Raw genomic sequence first — 26,401 nt, 5'->3', positions numbered from 1 at the left:
CTTTTAAAATTGTGGCAAAGTAATCAAATTAATTGAACCAACCGCCAATACCACATCATCAATGAATGTGTAAACTACACACAATAATACGGCAAAACTTTTGAAAAATACAAATAAAAAACAGACAGGATATTTCTATCGCTGTCTGTTGATATTGATTACGATTATGAAAAATACTACATATAAAAATGTTACAACGTATAATGGGTAAGATAAATTGTTCCTGACGGATGTGTTGCAGCAATGAACATGCGCTGCATATTGCCTCTCACAACACCGTTGCCTTATGGACGTAAATGAAATACTTTAATACACAAAGGTATCAAAGCAATGGAGAGCAACATGTAGAGCACCACTCTCCAATAGTTCAACTTTTCCCAGCGAGCAATACGCGCGGCAATATCGGTCATCATCTGCGAAGGATTTTCAGCAATTTGTTGAAAAGCGATGATATTGGGTGCAAAATAGGCAATAGTCCATACGCGCAGGCCCACATGCAATGCAAATATTATCAACAAGGCATTGCGCACCGGCTCAATTCTCCAGCAGAAAATAATGGCCAGAATAAACAAGATTTCATGAAAGGAATGAAAGATAATCCAGAAAGGCTTAAGCCCGGTACCCTTACCATCCAGCAGTATTTTTAAGCTCTCCGGCGGGGCAGCTCCCCATTTGGGAACCAGTATCAATGTTTCGAAAATTTGTGCACCGTTCATCAGAAAATATACTACTGTAGAAATAAAAAGCCATAGTTCGGCGCGGTGTACATAGGCTGTAGTAAGATTTTCCATATTGCTCATTTTTTTATGGATTATTTAGAGAATCGGTTACTTCCTTCATAAGTGTTGTAGCTTCCGTGAAATACCGCAATATCACCTTTACCTCCTCTTCGGAATAACCACTCAACAGCTTTGCGGTGCGCTGCGTGAGTGCACCAAATATGGGCCCCAGAAGCCTCATAGCATTCTCCTCGTTGGGTACAATCATCACTTTGCGACGATCTTCTTTAGAAAATTTCCGCTTCACCAGTTTTTTCTTCTCCAAACGATCAATCAAGCCGGTAACGGCTCCTGTGGTGAGGCCGGTAAGGCGGGCAATAGCTCCTGCCGTCAACTCGCGGTGTTGCAATATCAGGCCCAAGTACTTATGATCTGTGCCGGGCAAGCCCACTTTACGGGCAATGGCCTCATGCATTAGAATAGAGGCATCCGAATAATGACGACTGGCATTACTGAATGCTTCTATAATCTCCTTGCAGTGTTTTTTGCTCATCTAATAAATATCTTAGCTACAAAGATAATTAGTGACTAAATAAAAAACAAATTACCGCAACATTTTTTCTCAACCCTTCCTCAGTGCTACATCTTGATGATATAAACAGAAGCCATTACTAATTATTCTTAACTTTGCATATCCCTTCTAATATTTGAATTATGTAAATATGGAAAAAATCGAATCCCTACGCGATTACTATGAACTCACCAAAAAGCCGGTGCCCCGCGACCTGCTGGAACAAAAAGAAACACCCCGACATTTTAACGTTCTGAAAAGAAATAATTGCTCGGGAGGCCTTCCTTTTGCTAGACGTGACTATTGGAAAATCACCTTATTGAATAATACCGCAGAATTAAAAACTCGAGAAGAAAATATCGTCATCGATAAGCCGTGCATTTTCATCTCACAACCTAATATGGCTTATAGCTGGAAATCTACTCCCGGAGAACCTACAGGCTTTATCTGTTTATTTAATGATGAATACCTAACCTATGATTTAAAACAACTCTTTACACACCTCACCCATATTTTAAACGTAGCGCGCCGATCTTTTCTCTTTCTGAATGAAGACACTTATCAGCTGCTGTTTTTCTGCTTTCAACAGATGTACAATGCCTATCACAGCGACTTTGAATACCGTGAAGCCGTAGTGAAAAAATGGCTGCAACTCATTGTTTATCAGGTAATCTGGATACAATCGCAAACCGATTCTTTATACCCCGAAAAGAGTTCCAAAAACCGAGTGGTGAATGCCTTCATCAATGCACTGGAAGCGCAATTCCCCATCGACTCCCCTCTCAATCCCATTCAACTGCGAACCCCTTCCGATTTTGCCAAGCTTTTGCATGTGCATGTCAACCACCTCAATCATTGCCTAAAAGAACAAACCGGCAAATCTACCACCCAACTCATTAACGAGCGCATTGCTGCTGAAGCCATAAGTTTATTAAAATATTCAGATTGGAATATTTCGGAAATAGCGGAAGCGTTAGGCTTTGAGTATGTGCAACATTTCACTCATTTCTTTAAGAAAAACACCGGCTTCACGCCCCGATCTTTCAGAGCACATCATGAGCAGGATATTTGATTTTTGTAAAATCTTGTTTGAATCATTTAACGGTTTTCGCGCTGCCTCGGCATAATTTTGCCTGCTCAAAGAAAGGAGATTTCTATAATGAAGCAACTGAAAAAAGAACACGAAGGCATCAGTACCATCTTAGCATTTGCTCTTATTCCCCTATCTGGTTTCGCTATGGATGTTTACATTCCCTCGTTTCCACATATGGCAACCGACTTACAGATAAGCGAATCGGATATCAAACTTACATTAAGCCTTTATCTCGTAAGTTATGGTATATCCCAATTATTTGTAGGTAGTATTTCGGATAGCTTCGGACGCTATAAGATTAATATCATTTCGCTGATGGTTTTATTGCTCTCCTCATTGGCCATTGCATTCAGCAGCGATTTGAATACTATCCTGGTGCTACGCTTTATACAAGGCATTGCAATTTCTTTTATTGTAGTGTGTAAGCGCGCCTTTTTTGTGGATGTATTCACCGGAGAAAAAAGAAAACACTATACGAGCCTTGTGACTGTGGTATGGTCTACCGCACCTATTGTGGCGCCGTTTGTAGGAGGCTATCTACAGGAAAGTTTCGGATGGCGCGCCAATTTCCTTTTTCTGGCTTTATATGCATTTATTATGTTGGTGCTGGAATGGATATATAGCGGAGAAACCATCACGCATAGACATCCGTTTAAACTGAAGTCGGTTCTTTCGATGTATCGGCAATTGCTAAGCGCTCCCGACTTTAGCCTAGGCATTATTGTACTGGGATTATGCTACAGTATGGTGATGGTATTTGGGATGAGCATTGCGTTTATTGTAGAGCACGAATATCATCTCACGGCTGTTCATACCGGCTATTGCGCCTTGGTATCGGGACTCGCCATGTTTTTTGGAGGACTACTGAGCAAGAAACACGTCAATAAACCCGCTTTTCAGAAATTACAACTATCGGCAGTTTCACAATTCATAGTCGTGGCTATCATGCTGACTACCGCAACCGTTTTTCATCAGCTGTACATCATCATGATATTTGTTTTCCTCATTCACTTTTGGTTGGGCTATAGCTATAACACCTATTTTACCTATTCGCTCACTAGTCGACCCCAATATGCTGCTACCGCAAGCGGTCTAGCCAGTGGCGGTTCTTATGTTATCTTTTCCATTGTCAGCTATATTGTGGTGCATGTTATCACCATTAAAGATCAGCTGACATTAGGATTATCCTATTTCAGTTTAATATTATGCCTGCAGTTGCTGTTGCTCTTTGTACGCAAGGCGCTACAGCTACGCGCCTACAGTGCATAAATAGCGGCAGCATCGCGTAATGACTTTACTTTTTAGAATGTCTAAAATTTTCCAGAATCACCTCGCGATGTTGCTTCCCCCATTGCTGCAATGCACGAGCGATGGGAAGCAGGGTTTTACCATAATCGGTGAGGGCATATGTAACGGTGACAGGCAGGGTATCCTGCACTGTTCTATTTAGAATACGGTTTTCTTCTAGGAGTTTGAGCTCTCGAGTCAACACTTTTGCAGAAATGCCATCCAGCGCTCTCTGAATTTGCTTAAAATGCATCGGCTCTTGCTGTCTGCCTAGCAAGAGCACCACTAACAAACTCCATTTCCCTCCAATAAGTTCTAGGCTGTCTCTTATCGCAAGGCGATTGAGCTTACAGGCTTGGGTGTCGTATGGTGCTTTTGCAGTCATAGGCTATGAAACATAGTTACCTCGAGGAAACGCTATAGCTATACGGTTGACGGCTTTAATATTTTTGCAACAAGTTTAATATAAATTTCTTTATGAAAGTAATCTTACTAGCCAATATATCCGCAAACGGTAAAATTCTATTGTCAGAGAACCTCAATCATCAAGTACCGATGGAAATCATCGAAGCTTCGGCGGCTATTATTCGCAGCTATGGCAATTTAATCATGGGTAGAAAATCTTTTGAAGTATTTGAGCAAGCCATGGGCGGGGCCGATCGGTTAAAAGCCGCCTATTCGGGAGTAGACCTGGTATGGTTGTCACAATCCCTCGCCCCAACCGAAGACAAAATAGTAGCATCATCACCCGAAGCAGCCCTTGCTTATTTGGCACAGCGCGGTCATGAAACAATGCTCGTCGGTGGAGGCACCCAAGTATATAATGCTTTTCTGAAGGCAGACCTGGTTACGGATTTTATTTTTCACATGGTACCCATCATCAGTCCAGGCGACGATTTTCTCCCCCAGCATATTCCTTTACGCTTATCAGAATATCGCAAACTCAGTGCAGATACCTTGCAGGTGGTGTATCAGAAAAATCATCACTCATCCCGCAGATAGTAACGCTAAATATATTGTATCACAGCATCGCATGGCGTCAAACTGCTGAGCGAGAGTGTATCATCAGGCAATAATGCCTGCGTGGCGCGCGGTTGATGGAGATAAATCTCCAAGATCCACTCGGGCGATTTGTATCTCCTTTTAGTAATGATGCTTAGGGCTTTGATTTCCTCCCTACTGCGATAGCCCAATTGAGGTGTCCATATACCGGTTTGACTCAGTTTCAGCTGGGGCTTGCGGTTGACAAAATCCTTAATGCCACTCACCATCACCCACAACCCGAAGCACAAGAGGAACAAAGGCAGCAAAATATAACCTTCCCGAAAAACGAATATCGAAAAGCCGATCAGCCCTATCCCTGCAATGCTCATCCACAAAGCCTCCGAATAAGCGTTATAAGCAATGATATCGTAGGCTTGGGGTTCTTGCGAAGTAGCTTTGGGTAGTTGCGCTGAGTTTTTGTAATAAGCTTTGGGAACACGCACGTAACGGCCATCAGCCCTACGATGCCAACTGCTTCTCATCAATAGATATACTCCTACCCCACATGCAATTTGCAAAAGATACATCAATACTGCATCGATGGGCATCAGCGCCCCCCTTACTCCAACGACGCATACCATAAAACAAAATGCCCGCTACCAATACAGACAATCCTACTGATAGCGCATAGTATGATAAAGGGCTGCATGACGGGTGTTTTTTGTACGATGGATGGGACATATACCATTATGAAATCGCATTATAAAGATATGCTATTGGTCCCAAACTAGAGAAGCGACTGAGATACTAGCTCGCCTATTTCCCTTCCTGCACTGCGCTTGTGGAATTCAAAAAACCTAGAGCAAAAGGAGGATGATCGAAGTAGCAGACCAGTTTTAGACATTTCTCAAATACTTGCACATTAAAAGTTTTTGCCTATACCCTACGTATTGTTTTCATTGTGATGATGCGTTAAATTTACTCTTATAACGTTCTAAATATACTGATGATGCAACACCCCCTACTCCATCCGATCGAAGAAGCCCATAGGCTAACCAGTACGCTGAGATATTGGTTACAAGATCCCAAGCGCATCCTTAAACCATACGTCAAACCTAAAATGCGGGTATTAGATCTTGGATGTGGTCCGGGCTTTTTTACAATCGCATTAGCGGAAATGGTGGGTGAACAAGGGTTGGTGGTGGCTGCAGATGTTCAAAAAGGGATGCTAGACATACTGAACGCCAAACTGGAACGTAAACCGCATTTACGTAACATTCTTGTTCATCAAAGTAGTCATGAAACGCTTCATCTCCACTTAAAGTTTGACTTTATCTTGGCTTTTTATAGCCTGCACGAGATGATTTATTTGGAAAAGATAGCGAGCGAGTTGAAGCAGCGATGCCACGATGCTACATTATTACTGGTAGCCGAACAAAAATTCCATGTACCGCGTCGTCAATACCATCACATCCTCAACGTACTATTGCATGAAGGTTTTAAAATAATGGCTACCCCTTCCATTTTTTTGAGTCGGGCGGCCTTATTAACGCTCCAGCCAAGCGCTTAATCTAGGAAGTCATTTCGCGATAGACATCATCAAATTTTCTCTCCTTGTGTTTATGCACCACAGCCGAAAACTTTATGTCGATATGCTTCAGTAACTGAATGCACAATTTTTTGTCGTCTTCCGACATATCGTATGTTAACAGATTCGCTACACGCACTATCTTTTGAATGACCTTCAAAAATACTTTCTTTCCCTCCTTAGTCAACGATAAGCGCTTCGAGCGTTTGTCTTCCTTGTCTTCCGATTCGTTAACAAATCCTTTGGTCTTCAGACGAGCAATCATATCAGTACCGCTCGAAAAATCAAGCAAATTGGAATAGATCACCTCCGATTTTTTGGGGTGTCCCATTTGATAGAGAGTTGCCAAAATCCCCACTTCTTCTATCCTTGACACAGCTTCCTCTTCCAATACCATAGATACATAGGTAGCGTGAATACGGGCAATGCGTGCAAGCAACTTAACCAGTAAACCTGAAGCACTATCGGGAATAACGCCCCCTACCAAGGATTCTTGCTTGGTACTCTCTCTTTGCTCAATGATGTAATACCGACAAAAATCTTCAATAGAAGCGTTGGGATGCGCTTTCTTGAATTCCGCCCAACGACATACCAATTCGACTGTTTCTTCCATTTTCTATGTTTTCGTAACAAAAATATATAAAATTCCTTCGGATTCGATATTTTTATTCGGGAACAAAGTATATTTGTCAACATTTATTACGCAACCGAAATAAAATAACCCATGAAAAAGCTAATCATCTTTGGAGCTAATGGAGGAACGGGATGCTTCCTTGTCAATCTGGCTTTACGTCATAACTATCAGGTAGTTGCTATGGTAAGAAGGCCGGGAACCATCACCCTTACGCATCCTCATCTTAAGGTGGTGAAAAGCGACATCCTTCAACCCGATACCTATTTTGACGAACTAGCGGGAGCCTACGCCGTGATTTCGGCAATAGGAATTAAGGCAGTGCAACAACCGGTTTATGTTTTTTCAGAGGGCATAAAGATGCTGACAACTGCAATGCATCGCCAACAGGTGCGCCGCCTTATCTGTATTTCAGCCTCAGGGGTGGAAGTGAGTCCCAAGCACAATCTCTTCATCAGATTTTTTATCAAGAATATGCTGCAACGATTCCTTCGTCATCTATACGACGATACCCTACGAATGGAAGATGTTTTGAAAAAAAGCAATCTGGATTGGACTTCCGTACGACCGCCCCGTCTCACCAAAGGCTCCTACACAGGCCAATACCGGTATGCGGTCAATGATTTTTTGGATGCTTGCTTGAGCATCTCCCGCGCAGACCTGGCCGACTTTATTATTAACCATATAGACGATGCGCAAACCTATCAAGCGATTGTAGAAGTAGCCCACTAATTTTTCTATCACCCAACATTTCTCAACTTCAATCAGTATGCATACAGTGTATCCCATCTTACTCAGTCTGCACATGGTCGGATTTGTACTGTTTATTGGTACGACTTTTACCGATTATCTTTTATTCAGAAAGCTGAAACAAGCTTTCTTTACCGACTCTGATAAAGCGTTCTTTTTATACAACATAAAAAACAAAATCAGCCGAAACATACATCTGGCAGGCATACTGGCTGTCGTCTCTGGTGTTGCCATGATGGCGGCAACCAAAGGCATTTATTCCGAACAATTATGGTTTCAAATAAAATTTCCCTTAGCCATCCTCAGCATCGTACTCTTCATCATCTTCACCACAAGACAACGAAAATGGTTCAACCATACCTTTAAGACTGATGTGCTTCAACCATCAGAACGGGTATTAATGAAGTTTTTCGCGCAACAGCATCGATTCTACATTATGGCAATGCTCATTTTGGCTGTCATACTTATCGTTTCTGCATTTCGGTTTTAATTCAAGATGCCTATGCGATATTACTTAGCCTTCATAATGGCAATATGGCTGGCCTGCAATATTGCTTCTGACGAGACGCCCCCCGTTGCAGCGTCTGCAACGAGCGGCTCCGAACTATACATCCGTTACTGCAGTGCCTGCCACGGAACTGATGGCCCTGCCCGAATCAATGGTGCAACTAACCTTCGACAGTCAAGCTTAGACAGTGTAAGATTATTGAAGATCGTTCGGGAAGGACGTAACAAAATGCCCTCATTTAAAACCCAACTCTCCATCGAAGAGACAAGCGAAATAGTAAGCTATATACTGATGCTAAGCAAGAAAGAGTAAGCACCTATTGGTGTACGATCCTGACTCCATAGCACCTGGCAAACGGTGAATGTAATTGGCAAACCTGATTGAGCAATGCATGGATGATCGCAAAATAAAACACAACATTAGGAACAGGTGATCCCAGGGAGGTTACAATAATTAGGCCCCCATGGCTTACGCCATAAACTTTCAGGGAGATATGCCCTAACGATGAAATAAGCGGATTTTTGGGAAGAGTATATAGTTTATATTGACGGGTAGGCCGTGAAAAAGATGATTTCGCCGATAGTGACACCAATTTAATTTTTCCTCACCTTTTGCGGCTACTAGTTTCAGAAATCAAAAAAATATTTTTACACTATTTCAACTTTAATTGGTATTTTAAGTCGTCTCGAGATTTCTTCCAAATGCTCTTTTTTTAGTGAGGTAGAGGAATGCGTGAGAACCAACCATCCTCCGGAAATGGTATGTTGGTTATAAAAATCATCTTTCTCTTTGGAAACAATATTGATACCACATTGGCGGATGTTTAGGGAGGTTACGCGCTCTGGTCCTATTTTTTCAATAGCCTGACAAAAGGTTTGATAAGCAAATTGATTTTCGATACGCGTACCATCGGGAAAGGTAACCACAAGATTGGTTTTCTTTGACTTGGAATGAGGAGCAATGGTAAATTTTCTTTCGATATTGACCGCATTTGTGGAAATTGGCGTAGCATCCATAGGTTCCGGTATTTTGAAACTCTTTTTCCGTGTCATTCTTACTTGCAATGGTTCATCCGGAACATACTCAACCACTAAAATCAGCTCTCTTTGGATTTGACTAATGATAGGTTCGATAGCCTCCGACAATGCCGGAATGACTTCGTTTTGAATAATCTCTTCCTCCACCATATTGGTGTTTTCGATTAGTTCCTGAGGAAGCGCTACGCCTAATTCTTTGAGACTTTCTATGGCGTTATATAGTTTCTCCAATTGAGTCATCTGCTAAAGATTTATATATTGCTTCTTAAGTTTACAATTATCTCAAAGGCAATACAAGGCAAGTGTGTAACGGAACTTGCCTTCCAACTTGCCTAAGTTACAAATTGTTTAAGAGTTTTTTTTCATATAGAAGCCCCGAAACATTAATGACATACTTTTTACATCCTTCAAGGACTGGCTTATTTTGAAAATTTATTTAGCAACAATTTTGTCTTTTACAAAGTTCGACACTGTAAGACGATGCACACCTAAAATTCTTGCGATGGCAGAATAGGATACTTTTTTATCTAACAATTCTTTGATTTTAAGTTCTTGTCCGGTTAGTTTGGTTTTAGAGGATTTTCGACCTTTAGGACGACCTAATACAACACCTTCGGCACGTTTTCGAGCAAGTGCTTCAAATACACCTCTCGCCTGAGGCAGATTGATGCGAGCAGAATGCTCAATTAACCACGTCACCCGCCTTTGAGTCACTCGAACGTAGCAAACAGACAAAGTAAACCTTTGTTAGTGGCTGCCTTCGTTCGTTTTGTATCGAAAATAAACTCTGATATTGTTTTCTGTATTTACTTTTTGACCGCTAACTTCCCCTGCTTCCCAATATTTAATTTCTTTTAATTGTTCAACGCCAATTTTGAAAAGCTCATCTTTAAATTTATGATTTGATTCGTCTGCCTCCATAAAATAGTTCAGGAAAAATCCAGATGCTTTACCTGATTTGTCAATATAGAATCCTATGTCCATAAAAGGTAAACCTTCTTTGTTAGGTTTTATGTGTTCATTTAATTTTTCAGAAAGTTCTGCCACAAAGGTTGTTTCGTAATTATCTTTTCCTAGTATTTGTGGTCGTTTGTCGCATTTATAGTAAATAATAGTATCGTTTGAAGCAAGTAAAATACTGTCTGCCTCTTTTAATATTTTACTTTTAAAATTCTTTCCAAATTTTTTATTTATATAATTGTCCATAATTGCACCATAACATCCTGGAGTTTGCCCCTCAATTATTATGTCGCTAAATAATTCATATTCGAAATGGATGTTATATTTTTTACACAAATCAATTACATACTTTTCTTGTCTTAAAACGCAATCGAACATATGGCAAGGATACGTAAAAACAATTTTGCCATTTTCGATATCTTTATTAGCACGTTCTACATCATTTAAGCATTCAATATCAGAATCACTTGGATTTAGAACATACCTTTTGATATCAAATCTCTCTTCATTTTTACAAGAAGAAAGTGATAAAATTAAAAATATGATGGAAATAGCTCTCAAATCTTTCTGTTAAGGTTGCCACTAACGCCACACAACTGTGAACCTTTTGGTAAATTTAAGAAAAAAACAATACCTGTTGATCAGTAAAAATAAACCTCCTTTAAATCGACTTAAAAGAGGTTGAGTTTTTATGTTTTTAAAGATTATTTGGAAAAATAGAGAGTTGTGCAACGGTTACCCGTGTTGTGCGTTCGGTGTTCTTCTTTCGTCCTAATTTTCTGTCGGTTGCGGGTTGGATCGGACACACTCTTTGCTAAGTTTAGCTTTGCTGATTTTTGCTACGCTCGGCATAGCTCAAACAAGTTTGGCTCTGCACTCACTTTGCGCAAAAATTTGGCTTGTGGGGTCGGCTGGTGCGACTTGGCAAATGCGAAGCATTCACGAACTCCATTAAAAACAATCAAGTTGAGAGTAATTGTGTGGCTGTTGAGCGTTGGTATTTCTATTCCTTTAATGTGTTTTCTAATGTCGTCTTAAATTCGTTTTCATTGTTGTAATTGTAGAATGGTACGGCTGTTATCAAATAAGTGTCCGTGTGGATTTTGATAGTCTTTTGTTCAGCTCTGATTTCTTTCAAAAAGTCTTCTTTCCATTTGTCGTGTCCTTTTAAATGCTCTCCTTTAGGTTCTATGAAAACCTGAAAAGTCATTTGTTCTCCGTCACGTTGTTTGCAGAATAGTAAAAAGTCTGGTTCAAATGCTCTTCCGAGTTTGTCGAAGATTTTAATTTCTCTTTCGTTTCGGATTAGGTAAATGTTTTCAAACTTCTGATTCAGTCCTTCAAATCGTCTTGAAAACAGCTCCACAAATTTCTTTTCTTCGCTTGTTCCGTAGTTGGCATTGTAAACATACCAAGGTTCGTTGGCTACCAATTCCACTTGTCCATCTGCTCGTTCGCTGTATTTGTTCACTTTGATTTCTTTGTCTTTGAAAACTTTATGTATGGGTTCTTTGATGTAGTCGGAACCTTCATATTCTGTCGAGTTTTTCTTTATGTCTTCTTCAATGGTTTGCAACAAACCGTTAAGTGCTTGTAAAAAATCGAAATGGCTGATTTCTTTTATTCGGTTAGCCGTTCCGACAAATGTAATTTCTAAATCTCCTAAAAAATCTTTGCTTTTAATGAAATTAGAAAGCGAACCTAAACTTGGGAAGTAATGTAATAAATTGTCGAAATAGAAAAATGGATTTTGACTTAATGCAAAACGAATAATGTTTTTCGGTATTTCGGACAGCTTTATATCTTTAGATTTATTTACTTCATAATCCGCAGTTGTAGGTTCCAATTCAAAAAAAGCGCTCGACATTCTTCCAACTCCCGAAGATAACGTGTGCCGATAGTTTGTTTTCTTTACGCCTAAATCGGCAAAGGATTTTATGTTGTCAAAACTTTTTGGCACTTTCTTATTGAAGAACACATGTCCGTCTCTGTAAAAATCTGTTTTCTTAAACTCCGGTTTTAAGAACAAATTGAGTTGAACCAAATTCTCATCATCTTCATAAATACCCGAATCCACAAGGGCTTTTTTCAATTCTGAAATATATCGGCTGTCTTCTTTGGTGTGATAATAAAGTTCTTCCAATATCTTCAAATCGTTGGAAATATCATCGTCAAATTTTCGGGTATATTTATCTTGTCCTTCCTCCAAAGCAAAAGGATAATAACGAGCGCCACGACCTATTAACTGCGCTTCGGAAAGGGTGGTTTTTCCTATTTTTCCGCCTTTACCATCACGTCCTTCATATAAACGTACAATATCAAATAAATTTAACACATCCCAACCTTCATTTAATTTTTGAACGGCAAAAACGGCACGGATTGGATTGTTTTCGTCTTCCAAGGTGTTGAGCAAGATTTGATTTTGCTCTGCTTCCGCATCATTATTGGCACTCAGGCAATTTTCGGGTTTAAAATTAGCTTGTATGCGTTTGACAATTTCGGTAGCTGAAATTCCTTTTGCTTCAAAAAATTGAAAAGCCTTTTGAACAATTGGAACAGTAGAAGTCTTTTGAATTTTCTCAACCATTGCCACCGAAAAATCGTCAATTAGTTTGTGAAAGTTCTCTTTATTTTGTTCCGATTCTCTAATAGTTCTTTTGGCTTTAAACAGAATTACAGGCTTCAAATTGATATTGTTTGAAGTTGCTAATTCCTGACGATACAAATTCAAAATCAAAGCTTGAATGATTCTATCTTGCTCGTCATAATTGGAGCGTACCAAGTTGATTTCCTTTGAGTACTTGTCAATACGGAATTGGGCAAGGTCGTATTTGAAAATGACTTTGTCCTGATAGTGTTTTACCAATTCAGCCGTATCTGTATCAATGGTTGCCGTAAATTCCAATAAGATATTTTCAAAATTGGATTCGTGAATTTTCTTAACGGTATCTTCCCAAGTGCCAAACAGATTGCCCGATTTTGTTCCCGATACCAAATGGTGTGCTTCATCGGCAATTAAAACCAATTTTTTGTCCTTAAAATCCTCGTAAGTAACGCTGTTTTCTTTGGTGTTATTTAAATCAATGTGTAATTGTTGGATGGTTGTAAACTTGATGTTGATATTCTGATGGTCGGCTTCATCAAAGTTGTCGATCTCTTTCAGGAACACTTCTTTTCCGTCTATTACAATTTTATTGTTGAACAAGTATTTTGAAGCCTGCGGATTGAGAAAATTATCTTTGGTTTTCTGAATAATATTATTGCTATTGACGAAAAACAAAAAGTTGCGATAACCTTTTTGGTAAAGGTGCAAGATTAATCCGGCCATAATTAAGGTCTTACCACTCCCAGTTGCCATATTGTAGAGCAAGTGGAACGGCCTTTTAGGTTTGCCTTCAAAATCTTCTGAATAGCACAAAATGAAACGTTGAAATGCCTCTATCTGATAAGGTCGCTGACCAAATCCGGGCTTTAGGTTGTCCAAGATATGATTAGGAACCTCCACTTGTGCTATGGCTCTTTTACCAAATTCCTGAACCAATATATCGTATAGAAATGCCATTTACTTACTTATTTAAATTGTCCAAACCGTGATTAGAAAGATTTTTGGATTGCAAAGATTTATTGAAAATCCGTTTGAATTGCAAACTCTTTGCTCCAAAATTGATTAGCAAACCCGTTGGCAAATTATAGGCTTCCAAATAATTCATTGCCTGAGCCAAATGCACATCTTCCAAATCAATGATTGCTTTTAGCTCGACCATTATTTCGCCCATAACCAAAAAATCAGCCCTTCGTAAACCTACATCCTGCCCTTTGTAAAATATTGGCATTTCAACTTCTCGCTGGTGTTCAATACCGTTTTCATTTAATTCAATAGACAAACAACGCTGATAAATTACTTCTTGAAAACCATTTCCAAGAGTATTATGCACCTCCATTGCACAACCGATTATCCTATGTGTAATTTTATCTTGTTCTTCTTTTGTCAAATATTTCAATTCCATCCTGGTCATTTAATAATCTTGGTAATCATTTCATCTTGTAAAAGTCACGGTTCAGACGTTTTTCTTCTTCACTGCAGGCGAAGTCTGCGTCTTCTAATGAGGAAAGATTGACATACAGTTGATTTTTATCCAAAATTTCGCAAAGGTGTTGTTTTTGTTCTTTTAGTGCCAGTGTTTTGAATTCTTCTATATGCTCCTCTTGTTTTTTGATATCTACATTGTAGTTCAAGAAACTTTTGGCTTTCATTTGTTCCCAAATTTGTAGCAAAGTTTCGGTGTCCTTTGCCGCTTCTATCTGCTCGATGAAAGTTTGGTTGTATTTTTTGAGTTCGAGATAGATGAAAGAGCTATTTTCATTTTGCTCAATAACTTTCTGAACACGTTTACAGGTCACTGTTTCGATATAATCCATTTGTTCGACCATTATAAACTGCCTATTGCCTCCATCTTCTTTATTCAATTCTAATACTGCGTGTGCAGTAGTTCCACTACCTGCAAAGAAGTCTAATATAATATCTTCTTTGTTGGAACCAATTTGTGCAATATGCTTTATAAGTTTACTTGGTTTTGCAAAGGAGAATGCAGCATTTGTTCCGAAAAAATTCTCAATTTCTTTTGAAGCTTCATCATTTGTAGCAATGTTGTCTAACCAAGTATTCGGAATTTGTCCTTCAAGTTCTGAAAGAAAAATCTTAATTCTTGGCATCCCTTCTCCATCTCTTGGAATTACAAGTCTATTTTCTTTTACATACCTATCGAATGTTTCTTGAGAGCAACTCCACTTAGCCGTTATTTCTCTACCATTTGGCATTTTTAAAGCGTATTCTTTATTACTAGAATTAGCTGGTCTTGCTAAAGGACCTGTTTGATATACACCGCGTTTGTCATTATCAGGATTTGAGAATGTCTTTTTTATAAATTCTTCTGAGTAGGGTATTTTATTCACAACTAATTTATTCTTGTTCTTAGCAACGCAGATAATAAAGTCGTGAACTGGGGCAATATGCTTTGCAAGGTTTGCTTGTGTTTTTCTTCTACGCCAAACGAAGTTTGTTACGAAATTATCTCTTCCAAAAACTTCATCTAATATAACCTTTAAATATGCTTGTTCACTGTCATCGCAACTTATAAATATTATTCCGTCATTACTTAAAAGGTCTCTTGCTGTTTCAATCCTGTTTTTAATAAAGGTCATCCAAGTTGAATGATTAAAGCTGTCATTATACTTGAAGCCGTCATTTCCTGTATTATAAGGTGGATCAATATAAATCAGCTTCACTTTCCCTGCGAATTCTTTTTTTAGGGAATGTAAGGCGAGGAGGTTGTTACCCTTTATAATTAGATTGTCGGTAATGGTATCTTCGGGAAGTCCTCTTTTACGGTTTAGTTCAGCATCACGGGTAAAGCCGTCAAAAGGGTGTTCGCCGTCCTTGTCAATGCGTTTGGCATTGGTCAATACTTTTGGTTCTAAAAGCTGGGTAATTTCATCTTGTGCTAAAATTTCATTGAAGAAAATCTCTTCTCTTTTATCTTCTTCACGGCTTTGTCCGCCTTCCAAAATACAGTCCTTAAATGGCCATACCAAAGCTACTTCGTTGCGTTGTTTCAGGTATTTGCCGTCAATGGTAAGTCCAACCTTGTTTTTGTATTGGGTGTAGCTGTCGTTCAGGTAATTTTTCTGTTCCAAAAACTGCACAAACAAGTTTTGGTTAAAAACTGTCACTCCGGCAATCTCTTTGAAAAACTTTTCTTTCAGAGTGGGTTCTTGCAATAAAAGCGCAATCAATTCTTCATCAAAATTCTGCGCCTTATTGAGCACCACCCATTTTTTCAGCTCTCCGTTGTCAGTTACGAAGTTGGGTTCTTTCTTGAGTTGTTGCTCTAATGTTGTGTATAATTTCATTGCTTCTTGTCTGTTTTTTATTGGTGTAATGGATTTCGCCTTCGGCTCAATTCATTTATTTTCTTTCAAATAATTCAATCGTCAAATTTACTTTTTATTGTTGATTCGTTTGTCCGAGCGTTGGCAAAAAATGGCTCTTTTGGTTTTTTGAGCGTTGGTAGTTGTTTTCATTATTACGTTCGTTGAATTTTAGCACGACTGTTCAAACAGGGTGTCGCATAACGTTTTGGGTATTGCCGAAGGCGGGGAAATCGAAGCACAAAACTTCATTAGGTGCACAAAGCTTGAATTTTGCACTTCACTATCATAGAAGCACGAAACCCCTGCTTTTGCAAAACGGCTGTTAGCGGTTCGGTGTTTATATTTCGTTTCTCATAGCATACTGTTCACTTTGCAATAGTCTCTTTATCCAAAACTTTCAATTCGCTACTTAATTGTCTTATTTTTTCGCTTAATGTGCTTGCATATGTATAAAATTCAATGTCTTTATAGGTCTGTTTATAAAACAAAGACTTTAGTTTACTGCTCAAAAATTCTAAAACTTTAAGTTTTCTTTCGTAGGATTCGTATATATTTCTTTCAATCAACCCAATTTTAATTTTTTCAAATTCACTTTCAATTGTTCCTTCATATGACTCGATGACAACATCATCATTTTCTTTTGTTAATAGTTTTTCAAACGTGTAATTGGCACCTTTGAAAATATCGTTAAAACTAATCTTGTAATTTGTCATAATTTCTGCGAATTTGTTAATAAAGTTTACTTCCAAATCTTCAAGGTAAGTAAATGTGTGTTTTGAATTTTCTTTGATTATTTGCGGTATATGAAATTCCTCGCTTTCTATTTCTTTTTCTGTCCCCCAATATAAATGTTTTACAAGTTGTTCTTTGTTATCTAAAATGTCAAAAAAATGTCGGGTTTTTATTTTTCCCGATTGTTTGTCAGATGGGTGACCGAATATTTTATTTCTTAAATCTCTTACTTTATTGTATTTATCAAGTTTAAAACCATTGAATTTTTCTTCAAGTAATGCGTTTTGTAAAGTTTGCATTGTGTCTTGTTCAATATATAGAGTTTGCATTATGCCGATTGCTTCAAGGTGATTTATAGACTTTAAGGCATAATATTCCTCCTTTGGTCTTTGCAAATCTCTTAAAATATGTAGCGAAGCACAAAGAGCATCCCAATTTTGTAAGTCTTTGATGTAGTAGTTTTGAATTATAGGACGATTTATCCAATCGAAAAACTGAGTTATCTTTTCTTTTATTTTTTCGTCAAAGTCCATTTTTTAATTCTCAGTTATTCAAGTTATTGCTTATTTGTTGGGTGTTTTCGTCCTTTACACTGACCGCTAACGTCAGACTGTGAAAAAACTCACAATCTCTCAAACAAATATAGCAAAATAGTTGTGAGAAAAGCACAATTTTTGTATTTTTACTTATGCAACACATCCAAGGTATTTCCCGCCATCAGCTACAAATGAGTAGCTTAGAAGACAAGATTAGTGCTGATAATCCCGTGCGATTTATTGAGGCTTGGAACCCATCTTACAAGAGAAAGGCTTGGCTTTTGTAAAACTGTACTTTTACGACTTCAAAACCTCATTTTTAAGCCACTCAAATTTTAGCATTTTGAACTACAACTAAAAAATAAACCTCCTTTAAATCGACTTAAAAGAGGTTGAGTTTTTTGGGTTTTAAAGATTCTTTGGAAAAATAGAGAGTTGTGCAACGGTTACCGATGTTGGCGGTTCGTTGTTTTCTGTCGATACGGTTGTTATTTTACTGGTCGTTATTGCTTACTTCTTTTGGAAATTTATCGGCAATTAAATTTAATCTGATATTGTGTTCTAAATAGGCTTTCATCCCGTCTAGAACCGTTGTGAAACCACCTGTATTGTCTTTAATTGCCTCAATTAAATCGTCCCCCGTTTCTTTGAAGCCGTAATTTTTGATTATAACGTAAGTTGTTTCGTCTGTCAATGCGGTAAACTCGTAATCAACTGTCGTTACTGGGTCGCCCCATTCTGTTGAAATAAGTTTGTTCGGAATAATTTCCTTTGTCAATACGTTGGTGGAAACGCCATACATTTCCCATTCCCATTTTACAGTTTTTCCTACTTCTAACTTTCCGCTTGATTTTGTAAACCAAAAGTTAGTTGTAATTGTCGGGTCAATAATTGCTTGGAAAACTTGTGAAACAGGTTTTCTAATTAGCATCTGTGTTTCTACTGTCGGTATTTTATTTGTCATCTTATGTTATCTTTTAAAAGTTCAAATTTCTGTTTTTATTGGGTTGTCCTACAATGACCGCCAACGTTTTGGGTATTGCCGAAGGCGGGGAAATCGAAGCAATTAGTTTCGATTTTGCACCGAGGCGAGCCAAAACGAATTTTTATGAGTTAAATTTAAAAATAAAAAACGAACCTAAGCGAAGCGCTCATGAATTCCTTAAATAAAAATAAAAATTACATTCATAATAAATTCGTTTTTGGCGGAAGGCTCAATCGGGCTTGTGTTTATACAAAATCACATTCGACAACTTTGAACCCTGTAGATCCTGTCGGTCGTAGTGGATGAGGGCATTTTCGATATCACCTTCACGCAGCTTCAATCGTCCCTGCGGCGCGTTAAAATAAGTATCGATCTGATGGTCTTCACCTACAAATCGCGGACTCAATTTCAGCAATTGTTGTTCGTATTGCTCTACGCCTTCTATTCGGGCTTTGAATTCGTAATTTCTAATGTGCATGGTGTTGTCATTAAAAAGGAATGGGGTGGCTTACCACGTTGCAGACTGCATCCGAGATACTCTACCTTGTAAGTTCCCAAAAATTTTTCTTTTCATCAAATTACAAGTGTTTATCCAGATGCCGGAAAGATAGTTTTTTCATATAGCAATGGCAAGAAATAAAAAATCCTATGAATAATTGCTATTCATAGGAACTACTATTCAAGGATAAAGCTTAAGGCTTATATTTTTCTAATCTCTACCCTTCTGTTTTTAGCACGCCCTTCATCGGTACCGTTATCGGCTACCGGACGGCTCTGCCCAAAACCGATTGTGGCCATGCGGTGGGCACTGATGCCTTTTTGCACCAAAGCTTTCTTCACGCTTTCCGCCCTTTGTTCGGACAACTGCTGGTTAGAAGCGGCACTACCTACATTGTCGGTATGCCCTTCGATAAGTATGGTTAAGGTGCTGTTTTCTTTGAGCATTTTGGCCAACTCGTCGATGATGTGTTGCGAGTCGGGCATGATGGTGGATTTTCCGGTTTCGAAATTGATATGGAGGGCAACAGATGTACCGGCTTCGAGCTGTTCAAACATTCTGTTAGCTTCGATCACCTGTTCCATCTCTTCTAGGGCTAATATAGTTATCTTATAATAGTCCACAGGATTATTACCTAAATCATGAATACTTACCCAATACTCTTTACCATCCGCTTTAAGAGTAAAGGTTGCTCCAGTAAAGTTTTTGCCCCCGGAAATGTCGGAATAAATCTTTTTGCCACCTTTAGAAAGAATGGCGTTTTCATAGTTTTTAATGATTTGTAAACGGCTAGGTAGATTGGGACCGTAAGGACCATCATAAGTGTACAGGATGCGCGTAACGGTTCCTTCTTTTTTTATGGCTTTATCATCGCTTATCCAAAACTCCACTTCATCATAATTTTCGGAACAATCTTGAATATAAAATTTTGGATAGCGATTGAAGAAGGGATGATCTTTACATCCTTCAGAGTCCGTAGCCTGAGCACGGGCAATAATGCCAGACAAAAATAAAATAAGCAGTAGTACTAATTTTCGCAAAACGAGTGGTGTAATCAAGCTTTGCAGTAATTGTGTTAGTCATAGCAGAATAAATTTGGTTTTATTAAAGGGCAAGTTTAGAACTATTTATTGATACTGAAACTTTTATAGCATCACTAAAAATGGGGATGCTATAAAATTACTGTTGCAACACTAAATGGTGGGATGGGCAGATGGGGTGACATCTATATATAATAAAAAAGGGGCCAATGCCCCTCTCGCTTCACTATATATAAGTCTTTTGTTATACCGTAGCCACCACGGCCTCCAGTGGCAGACGGGATTTGGCCGTTAATGCAGGCTGATTGCTATCTGCTGGATTGCGATAGCCGATAGCTACTGCAAATAGCGTTTTATAACCTTCCAAGTTCAGGATGCGGTCGTACTCCTCCGATTGAATGCCTTCCATAGGGGTACTGTCTATGTCCATATCGGCACATGCCGAAAGGAAAAAACCCAGCGACAGATACACTTGATGACGCAGCCAAGACTTAATTTCGGCCTCACCTAGGGGCTTAACCATATTGTTGTAGTAGTTCACGGCTCCTTCGGGCAGATGTTCCTCAATTTGTTTTTCAAAATCTTCTACACGGTCAATTACCGAAAATACTACCACATGACTGGCATCTAGTATTCGCTGCTCGTTGAAATAGGATACCCTTGCCAGCTCCGCTTTCTTCTGCTCCTCCCCTACAAAAACAAATTTCCAAGGTTGACTGTTAATGGAAGAAGGGCTTAAACGCAATATCTCCTTTAACTGGCGGATTTGATCCTCACTGATTTTTTTACCCGACTGGTACTGCTTGGTCGTGTACCGCTTGTTGGCTAAATCTAAAAAACTCATAGGTATTCAATAATTTTTACAGTTACTATATTTTTTATAGCCGCAAAAATAAGTATAGTTTCTTATCTTTACAATAACTGTCAAAAAGGATAGTACCTATGTATTGTATCGATAACAAAGAATACCCCTGCAGCACCAGTCTGGCGATGAAGTACATCGGCGGAAAATGGAAGGCTGCTATTCTGATTCATTTGATGCAGCGTAAGCGGTATCATGAACTACGCAAGGATTTACCCATGGTGACCGAACGCACCATCAGCCTACAGCTGAAAGAGTTGGAAGAAGATGGGCTGGTGAAACGTATCGTACACACCCACAAACCTCCGTTGAAGGTAGAATACGAGCTGACCCCTTTTGGTAAAACCCTGATTCCGGTGCTAAAAGCTATATCCGACTGGGGCAAAAAAGCAGCAAGTACCCATAAGCAGATTCGGGTAGTACAGCCGTCATCCTGATGACGATTGCTGCTCCATCTTGCTATGCCAGCATGCCCTTATCTTGCCGAATGGTCCTAATTATATTTGAAAAACACTGATAACGCTTTTACGCATGACACAACGCATTTTGATAGCCGGGGGTACCGGTTTTGTGGGCCGCCATCTGATACCAGCCTTACAGCAACAGGGCTATGCCCTATCGGTACTCACCCGCCAACCCACTGTCGTTGCAGCACAGGATGCCCTTCGATACTTTCGTTGGGATCCCAAACAGCAGTACATCGACCCGGCAGCCTTTGAACAGGTAGCCACCATCATCAATCTCACAGGGGCTAATATCGGCGCAAAACGCTGGACCGCCCGCCGTAAAAAAGAGATACTGGACAGTCGTGTGAAAACGCTAGACCTGCTATGCCAATACTGTCGTCAACAGCAAGTACCCCTACATACATTAATTTCCTCATCAGGCACTGGCTATTACGGGGCAGTTACTACCAATACTATTTTTAAAGAAGATGATCCGATAGGCCAGGATTTTCTGGCACAGGTATGCAGGGAATGGGAAAACGCGGCGCAGCAGTTCAGCACGTTGGGAACCAGAGTGGTGATACTCCGTAAAGGCATCGTAATGGGCCATGGGGGTGCTTACGAGAGAATGGCTCCCTTGGCCCGACGCGGGATAAATGTAGCATTGGGGAGTGGACAGCAATACATGCCCTGGATATCAATAGAAGATTTGGTACGCTTGTATTTATTCCTATTACAGCATCCCGAAATAAAGGGCGTTTATAATACCACTGCCAGTGAGCCAATCACCATGCAGGACTTTGCACAACAGCTCTTGCAATCCTTTAACAAAAAAACTTTATTACCCAATGCTCCGGCATGGTTGGTGCGCATCTTGTTGGGCGAAATGGCTACTGCCCTGCTGGAAGGAAGCCGAGTGAGCAATGAAAAACTAAGACTTACAGGTTTTGTATTTCAGGACGAACCTCTAGCTGCTTATCTCAAAAAATTGGCATCTCCAATAGAGTAGTATCACTGCAAGCGCAATAAAATAAAAAGGCCGGGTTTATCCACCCGGCAGTTTAGAGGCTTTTGTTCTCTATCTACTCTACTACAATCTTTACCTCAGGCAGTCTGATCATCTACTTCAGCTTCGGATGCATTCTTCTTTACAGAAGCAATTCCATTCTCTCTTCCGCTCTCACTTTCGTACATCTCACTGGTACCGATTATCTGCCCGTTGGTTGCTTTTAAATTAAAATAATATTTTCCGTTGCTAGAAGCCTTTCGTTCATATTTACTATCGTCTACTGCATTGTTACGTACTGAGTTTAACCCATTTAGGCAAGCCGCTTTTGTGGTATAGCCTTCACTTACTAAGATAGTTTGTCCGTTACCGGCTTTGAGTACAAATTGATACTCACCGTTTTTTCTAGTAGTAATTACAAATTTTCCCATAATGGTATTTTTTAACCTTCTATATGATTAAGGACAACGAATCAAAAGAAAGCAAATTACCGCTACCGCGTCAGGGAAACGTCTCGGGCTCATACACAATTGCGGGCTGAAGTAACAAAATTATATAAAAATAAATTAAACACACAACAAATTTGCCAGAATCACATTTATTCCACTTGCGTTTTTAAAGCATTCTGTATATAAAGTAGGGTTGTCTCCCAATACTTCCGGGCTTCTTCACGCTGTTGCTGATGCAGCATTTTTTCCACATGTATAGCAATAGTAGTTTTCTGATTGCCTGCCAGCACCCGAAGCTGCAGTATGACAGGCTGGGACCATCCGGGCAATTGCCATTTGGTGCGAATATGAGAGCGATCTATATAGGTAGAAAACTGAGTATTTGGATGACGCGCCCATAACGATAACCCTTTTTTAGAAAAAAGAAAATCCCACACCTGATGGAACGGCATAGGAACGGTTCTTCTGATGCCGTATTGCCAGGTATTGTTTTTAGTAAGACCAACGGGCTTAGTCATAGTAAAGGTTTTAGAGGAACAAATTTATGTACCCTGAGTTGTACTCTATACGAAATACGCGTCTTTCTATTCCTTAATCGGCATTAGCAACATAAGGTCTGATATAATCTTCAAATTCTGTTTTTAATTTAATAACACGCTCCGGGAACTCAGGTATAGCTTTCTGGTCAACAACGGCCTGCGTCATATCCGCTAAATGCTTGGCGGCATCTTCGGTAAACCCTACGGAGCACAACGTCTCTACCCACTGGCGCGGTGGTATAGATTGCACCGCTATCGATTTTTGCAGCAAATTTGAAAATGCAGCAGCAATATCCCTAGAACTATAGGCACGCGGCCCGAACAGTTCATACACCTGTTGTACTTCTTTTGCAATCATTATTTCGGTAATAAACTGAGCCAAATCAGCCGGGGCATGCTTCTCAATTTTCAAATCCTCGGGGAAAAAAGTAGGCAATATGCCATACTGCTGCACGGTGTCGAGATATGCCAACCAGTTACTGAAATAATAAGAAGGTCTAATATATACTTTTTCTACATCCAGATCTGCTAGCGCTGTCTCCAACATACGCGACATCAAAATATTGCCGGTATTATCGTCAAGATGTGCGCCAATGCAAGACAAAGCAACCATCCTACGAATGCCTGTAGCGATAATCGCCTGCCGATAATTTTCTACAACACGACGGGTATCGCCCATAATGTCTTGTGAAGCCGGATTTTCAGGAGTTATCAATAGAGCAGTGGTACCACCTTTAAAGGCTTCAACTACCTCATCCGTTTGCATTAAATCAGCCTTACCTACTTCAACCGACGTAAGTGTTAGCTTACTAGGATCCCTAACAACTGCCCTTACGGGTAGATTTTGATGCTGCATTGCTTTCACTACTAAAGAACCAATACGACCTGTAGCGCCTACTATAATATACATAACGCATCTATTTTTATACGCCGACAAAGCTAAAGGGACATTGTGACAAGGCATGTCAACATTCTAACAGCAAACTTATTTTACAACTATCGATAAGGATAAGTAAACCCATGCATCTTTAATATTAAATAAAAAATCCTTGCATAATGCAATCACATTATACAAGGATTGTCATCATATTTTATTTAGATCAGGTCGATATGATAGGCCGCTTCTGCACCTTATTAATCTTCCATTGTAATAATACCAGTGATAACACGAAGGAGATGCTTGCAATGATGACCAGCCCCCATATAGAAGAAGACACCACATCTACTGTACCTTTTTCCACAATGAGTGTGCGGAAAATTTGCAGATAATGGGTCAGCGGAATACATTTAGCAAAAGCAACCACCCAACCGGGCATCTGACTTAAAGGCCAGGTAAATCCACTCAAAATAAAAGAAGGCGTAGCCACTACCATTAGAATTTCGGTAGCCTGTAGCTGATTAGGAATGGCTATGCTTACCAGTATACCTAAAAACCCTACCGCTATCAGGAATAAAATCGAGGCGCTCCAAAAAGCAAAACCCTCTACATGCAAAGGCATTCTATACACCAGCGAATAGATGTAATACAATACATAAATCAATACCGACATCAATAAATAGGGCGTGATTTTCACGAATAACAACTGAAATACATTGGAGGATTTTGCCACCAACTCTTTGAATGTACCTCTTTCAAACTCCGATGCAAAGCTGAGTGCCAGCCCTAACATCAATACCTGTTGCAATACGGTAAGCAATACACCCGGCAGCATGAAGTAGAGGTAGTTGCCCGATTTAAAATTTTGCCTGATGATGGTGGTCTTAAACGGTTCATACTGCTGTGTGGCCACATACGAAGGCACCCCTTTTTTCTCTAGGGATTTAATTTGAATACCTGCTTTGAGTGTAGCTACACACACATTGGTGGCCATCATGGCATAGTTGGAAGTAAGCGTATTGGATGTATTCACAAACATGGTAACTTCCGTAGGACGGTTGTAATTAATATCTGCAGCAAAATTGCGGGGAATGTTCACTACCACGGTGGCTTCCTTTCGCAGCGCTTCCTTATGAGCATTAAAATTATCGGGCAATACGGAGGCTACATAAATCACTTCGTTTTCATTAAACATATCAATCAACTGTCTTGATAGTGGCGTATTGTCTTCATCCACTACCACGATGGGCAAGTTGGTTACGGCTCCTTTTTTATATACCGAACCCACCAATACTCCATACATTAATGGAGCACCAAGAAACAATACCATCAGCACCCTGTTCTGAAAAAACAGTTGAAACTCCCTTCGAACCAGGCTGAAAAATGTTTTCATGTTTAAAAATTTAATGATCTGCAACGATAAAACCGGCCTTAGTGAGCAACGCTCTGCTCTCGGCAGGATTTACGGCTTTGAGTCTGATCTCAAACATGGCCTCCTGCTGTTCAAAGTCGGGGTATGCCGTACTGATATTAGCATAAGCGCTCAACGCTTTAACAGTTTCCACCTTAGCCTGGATGGCCTTATTGTCTAGATAAGGAATACGCAATTCTTTCACAGCACCTTTCTGAAAAGCCTTTACCTTACTTTCGGGAACAGTAAGACGGAAATAAGTACCCTCAGTAATATATCCTGAAATCAAACTGTACCCTGCCAGTGCCAGCTCTCCTACTTTCAGATTGATGGTTTCGATAGTCATTTCCTGTGGCGCTAGAATAAAACGTTCCTGCGCTGCCGCATGTACTTCCGATACGGCGCCCAGTGCCCGTTCCTTCTGTCCCAATGCCATCTTCTGCTGTTCTACTCGAGCACCTCTTTCTGCTTCTGCTAATTCGACCTTTGCCGCTTCGTACTGGTTACGAGCTCCTTGGTACTTTGCATATACCTCATCATATTTTTGTTGTGCTACCAGTGAATCGGCTAGCAGATTACGCATGCGTTCGAGTGATTTTTGCGCAAATTCATATTGTTCCTTTAGTCCGTCCACCTTAGCCCTCAGCTGACGGATTTGTCCTTCCGTAGCTCCCTTTACCGCCATCTCGTATTGCGCCTGTGCTACTTCTAGTGCTCCTTGCGCTTGAATAGCTTTAGCATCTACTTCAGGCAACTCCAGTATCATCAGGGTATCTCCCTGCTGTACTAACTGTCCTTCTTCCACCAGAATCTGCTGCACACGTCCGGGAACTTTGGTTGTAACCGACAATTGGTCTCTTTCTATTTTTCCTTCCAGTGTTGCATGCTTTTCATGTTTGCCACAAGAACAGCCTTGCAATAGTAACGCTAATCCTATTATGTAAAATAGTTGTTTCATAG

Annotated in this window: 30 protein-coding genes; 9 read left to right on the top strand and 21 right to left on the bottom strand. The window is 39.8% G+C overall.

The genetic code is table 11. The features are described from left to right. Positions 1-284: 284 nt before the first annotated feature. Both PIECOFPK_RS08600 and PIECOFPK_RS08595 read right to left on the bottom strand, forming a co-directional pair. Positions 285-791, bottom strand: coding sequence for a transposase (locus PIECOFPK_RS08600; protein ID WP_409965614.1), 507 nt, complete (start codon positions 789-791; stop codon positions 285-287). Between the two features lie 13 nt (positions 792-804). Beyond that, positions 805-1,272, bottom strand: a complete 468-nt coding sequence (locus PIECOFPK_RS08595) for a MarR family winged helix-turn-helix transcriptional regulator (protein ID WP_330975543.1) — start codon at positions 1,270-1,272, stop codon at positions 805-807. Between the two features lie 169 nt (positions 1,273-1,441). Between PIECOFPK_RS08595 and PIECOFPK_RS08590 the strand changes: the two genes are divergently transcribed. Continuing rightward, positions 1,442-2,362 carry a helix-turn-helix domain-containing protein gene (locus PIECOFPK_RS08590; RefSeq protein WP_409965613.1) on the top strand — a complete coding sequence of 307 codons (921 nt, stop codon included), beginning with the start codon at positions 1,442-1,444 and terminating at the stop codon, positions 2,360-2,362. An 87-nt stretch (positions 2,363-2,449) separates the two neighbouring features. After that, positions 2,450-3,652: an MFS transporter gene (locus PIECOFPK_RS08585; RefSeq protein WP_409965612.1), complete on the top strand. Its 1,203-nt coding sequence runs from the start codon at positions 2,450-2,452 to the stop codon at positions 3,650-3,652. Between the two features lie 25 nt (positions 3,653-3,677). Here the strand turns inward: PIECOFPK_RS08585 and PIECOFPK_RS08580 are convergent, their stop codons facing one another. After that, the gene (locus PIECOFPK_RS08580) at positions 3,678-4,055 is read right to left on the bottom strand and encodes a winged helix-turn-helix transcriptional regulator (protein ID WP_409965611.1); all 378 of its coding nucleotides are present in this window, start codon (positions 4,053-4,055) and stop codon (positions 3,678-3,680) included. A gap of 92 nt (positions 4,056-4,147) precedes the next feature. On the opposite strand from PIECOFPK_RS08580, the gene PIECOFPK_RS08575 reads away from it, so the two are divergent. Then, the gene (locus tag PIECOFPK_RS08575) at positions 4,148-4,672 is read left to right on the top strand and encodes a dihydrofolate reductase family protein (RefSeq protein ID WP_409965610.1); all 525 of its coding nucleotides are present in this window, start codon (positions 4,148-4,150) and stop codon (positions 4,670-4,672) included. 5 nt (positions 4,673-4,677) lie between these two features. Here PIECOFPK_RS08575 and PIECOFPK_RS08570 read toward each other — a convergent pair whose 3' ends face one another. Then, positions 4,678-5,262, bottom strand: a complete 585-nt coding sequence (locus PIECOFPK_RS08570) for a hypothetical protein (RefSeq protein WP_409965609.1) — start codon at positions 5,260-5,262, stop codon at positions 4,678-4,680. A 398-nt stretch (positions 5,263-5,660) separates the two neighbouring features. Between PIECOFPK_RS08570 and PIECOFPK_RS08565 the strand changes: the two genes are divergently transcribed. After that, a complete protein-coding gene (locus tag PIECOFPK_RS08565; RefSeq protein WP_330975549.1) occupies positions 5,661-6,224 on the top strand; it encodes a class I SAM-dependent methyltransferase in 564 nt (187 codons plus the stop codon). Position 6,225: 1 nt separating this feature from the next. Here the strand turns inward: PIECOFPK_RS08565 and PIECOFPK_RS08560 are convergent, their stop codons facing one another. Continuing rightward, entirely contained in the window at positions 6,226-6,855 is a 630-nt protein-coding gene (locus PIECOFPK_RS08560; RefSeq protein WP_409965608.1) for a MarR family winged helix-turn-helix transcriptional regulator, read from the bottom strand. A gap of 111 nt (positions 6,856-6,966) precedes the next feature. On the opposite strand from PIECOFPK_RS08560, the gene PIECOFPK_RS08555 reads away from it, so the two are divergent. Genes PIECOFPK_RS08555 through PIECOFPK_RS08545 form a run of 3 tightly spaced genes read left to right on the top strand, consistent with a single transcriptional unit; the run spans position 6,967 to position 8,443 of the window. After that, positions 6,967-7,605, top strand: coding sequence for an NAD(P)-dependent oxidoreductase (locus PIECOFPK_RS08555; RefSeq protein ID WP_409965607.1), 639 nt, complete (start codon positions 6,967-6,969; stop codon positions 7,603-7,605). A 37-nt stretch (positions 7,606-7,642) separates the two neighbouring features. Then, complete coding sequence (locus tag PIECOFPK_RS08550; protein ID WP_409965606.1) at positions 7,643-8,113, top strand: hypothetical protein; 471 nt, start codon at positions 7,643-7,645, stop codon at positions 8,111-8,113. Between the two features lie 12 nt (positions 8,114-8,125). Continuing rightward, entirely contained in the window at positions 8,126-8,443 is a 318-nt protein-coding gene (locus tag PIECOFPK_RS08545) for a c-type cytochrome (RefSeq protein ID WP_409965605.1), read from the top strand. Positions 8,444-8,778: 335 nt separating this feature from the next. On the opposite strand, the gene PIECOFPK_RS08540 is transcribed toward PIECOFPK_RS08545, so the two are convergent. From PIECOFPK_RS08540 to PIECOFPK_RS08490, 11 genes are all read right to left on the bottom strand, one after another. Further along, a complete protein-coding gene (locus tag PIECOFPK_RS08540; protein ID WP_409965604.1) occupies positions 8,779-9,408 on the bottom strand; it encodes a hypothetical protein in 630 nt (209 codons plus the stop codon). A gap of 192 nt (positions 9,409-9,600) precedes the next feature. Continuing rightward, positions 9,601-9,867 (bottom strand): hypothetical protein, encoded by a 267-nt coding sequence (locus PIECOFPK_RS08535; RefSeq protein ID WP_409965603.1) that lies wholly within the window; start codon positions 9,865-9,867, stop codon positions 9,601-9,603. Between the two features lie 48 nt (positions 9,868-9,915). Then, the gene (locus PIECOFPK_RS08530; RefSeq protein ID WP_409965602.1) at positions 9,916-10,689 is read right to left on the bottom strand and encodes a hypothetical protein; all 774 of its coding nucleotides are present in this window, start codon (positions 10,687-10,689) and stop codon (positions 9,916-9,918) included. 442 nt (positions 10,690-11,131) lie between these two features. Then, positions 11,132-13,690 carry a DEAD/DEAH box helicase family protein gene (locus PIECOFPK_RS08525; RefSeq protein ID WP_409965601.1) on the bottom strand — a complete coding sequence of 853 codons (2,559 nt, stop codon included), beginning with the start codon at positions 13,688-13,690 and terminating at the stop codon, positions 11,132-11,134. A gap of 4 nt (positions 13,691-13,694) precedes the next feature. Then, positions 13,695-14,135 (bottom strand): GxxExxY protein, encoded by a 441-nt coding sequence (locus tag PIECOFPK_RS08520; RefSeq protein ID WP_409965600.1) that lies wholly within the window; start codon positions 14,133-14,135, stop codon positions 13,695-13,697. 25 nt (positions 14,136-14,160) lie between these two features. Beyond that, the gene (locus PIECOFPK_RS08515; protein WP_409965599.1) at positions 14,161-16,038 is read right to left on the bottom strand and encodes a DNA methyltransferase; all 1,878 of its coding nucleotides are present in this window, start codon (positions 16,036-16,038) and stop codon (positions 14,161-14,163) included. Positions 16,039-16,424: 386 nt separating this feature from the next. Beyond that, positions 16,425-17,324, bottom strand: a complete 900-nt coding sequence (locus PIECOFPK_RS08510; protein ID WP_409965598.1) for a hypothetical protein — start codon at positions 17,322-17,324, stop codon at positions 16,425-16,427. Between the two features lie 496 nt (positions 17,325-17,820). Beyond that, complete coding sequence (locus PIECOFPK_RS08505; RefSeq protein WP_330974108.1) at positions 17,821-18,291, bottom strand: SRPBCC family protein; 471 nt, start codon at positions 18,289-18,291, stop codon at positions 17,821-17,823. A 250-nt stretch (positions 18,292-18,541) separates the two neighbouring features. Then, entirely contained in the window at positions 18,542-18,790 is a 249-nt protein-coding gene (locus PIECOFPK_RS08500) for a CYTH domain-containing protein (protein WP_409965597.1), read from the bottom strand. A 221-nt stretch (positions 18,791-19,011) separates the two neighbouring features. Beyond that, positions 19,012-19,851 carry an OmpA family protein gene (locus PIECOFPK_RS08495; protein WP_409965596.1) on the bottom strand — a complete coding sequence of 280 codons (840 nt, stop codon included), beginning with the start codon at positions 19,849-19,851 and terminating at the stop codon, positions 19,012-19,014. 244 nt (positions 19,852-20,095) lie between these two features. Next, a complete protein-coding gene (locus tag PIECOFPK_RS08490; protein ID WP_330974112.1) occupies positions 20,096-20,695 on the bottom strand; it encodes a nitroreductase family protein in 600 nt (199 codons plus the stop codon). Positions 20,696-20,793: 98 nt separating this feature from the next. Here PIECOFPK_RS08490 and PIECOFPK_RS08485 point away from each other — a divergent pair, with 98 nt between their 5' ends. Further along, complete coding sequence (locus PIECOFPK_RS08485) at positions 20,794-21,150, top strand: winged helix-turn-helix transcriptional regulator (RefSeq protein ID WP_330974113.1); 357 nt, start codon at positions 20,794-20,796, stop codon at positions 21,148-21,150. Positions 21,151-21,244: 94 nt separating this feature from the next. Further along, positions 21,245-22,168: a TIGR01777 family oxidoreductase gene (locus tag PIECOFPK_RS08480; RefSeq protein ID WP_409965595.1), complete on the top strand. Its 924-nt coding sequence runs from the start codon at positions 21,245-21,247 to the stop codon at positions 22,166-22,168. Between the two features lie 95 nt (positions 22,169-22,263). On the opposite strand, the gene PIECOFPK_RS08475 is transcribed toward PIECOFPK_RS08480, so the two are convergent. The 5 genes from PIECOFPK_RS08475 to PIECOFPK_RS08455 all read right to left on the bottom strand — a co-directional run bounded on the left by PIECOFPK_RS08475 (position 22,264) and on the right by PIECOFPK_RS08455 (position 26,399). Then, positions 22,264-22,596, bottom strand: a complete 333-nt coding sequence (locus PIECOFPK_RS08475) for a YegP family protein (protein WP_330974115.1) — start codon at positions 22,594-22,596, stop codon at positions 22,264-22,266. A gap of 167 nt (positions 22,597-22,763) precedes the next feature. Further along, a complete protein-coding gene (locus PIECOFPK_RS08470) occupies positions 22,764-23,132 on the bottom strand; it encodes a hypothetical protein (RefSeq protein ID WP_330974116.1) in 369 nt (122 codons plus the stop codon). Between the two features lie 73 nt (positions 23,133-23,205). Beyond that, positions 23,206-24,063, bottom strand: coding sequence for an NAD(P)H-binding protein (locus PIECOFPK_RS08465; protein WP_409965594.1), 858 nt, complete (start codon positions 24,061-24,063; stop codon positions 23,206-23,208). Positions 24,064-24,253: 190 nt separating this feature from the next. Next, positions 24,254-25,423 (bottom strand): ABC transporter permease, encoded by a 1,170-nt coding sequence (locus PIECOFPK_RS08460; protein ID WP_409965593.1) that lies wholly within the window; start codon positions 25,421-25,423, stop codon positions 24,254-24,256. 10 nt (positions 25,424-25,433) lie between these two features. Beyond that, positions 25,434-26,399 (bottom strand): HlyD family secretion protein, encoded by a 966-nt coding sequence (locus tag PIECOFPK_RS08455; RefSeq protein ID WP_409965592.1) that lies wholly within the window; start codon positions 26,397-26,399, stop codon positions 25,434-25,436. Positions 26,400-26,401 lie beyond the last annotated feature (2 nt).

The organism is Chitinophagaceae bacterium C216 (assembly GCA_028485475.2).
Lineage (GTDB): Bacteria > Bacteroidota > Bacteroidia > Chitinophagales > Chitinophagaceae > Niabella > Niabella composti.
The sequence above is the reverse complement of the archived record's forward strand: the minus strand, read 5'-3'. Positions and strand labels throughout refer to the sequence as shown.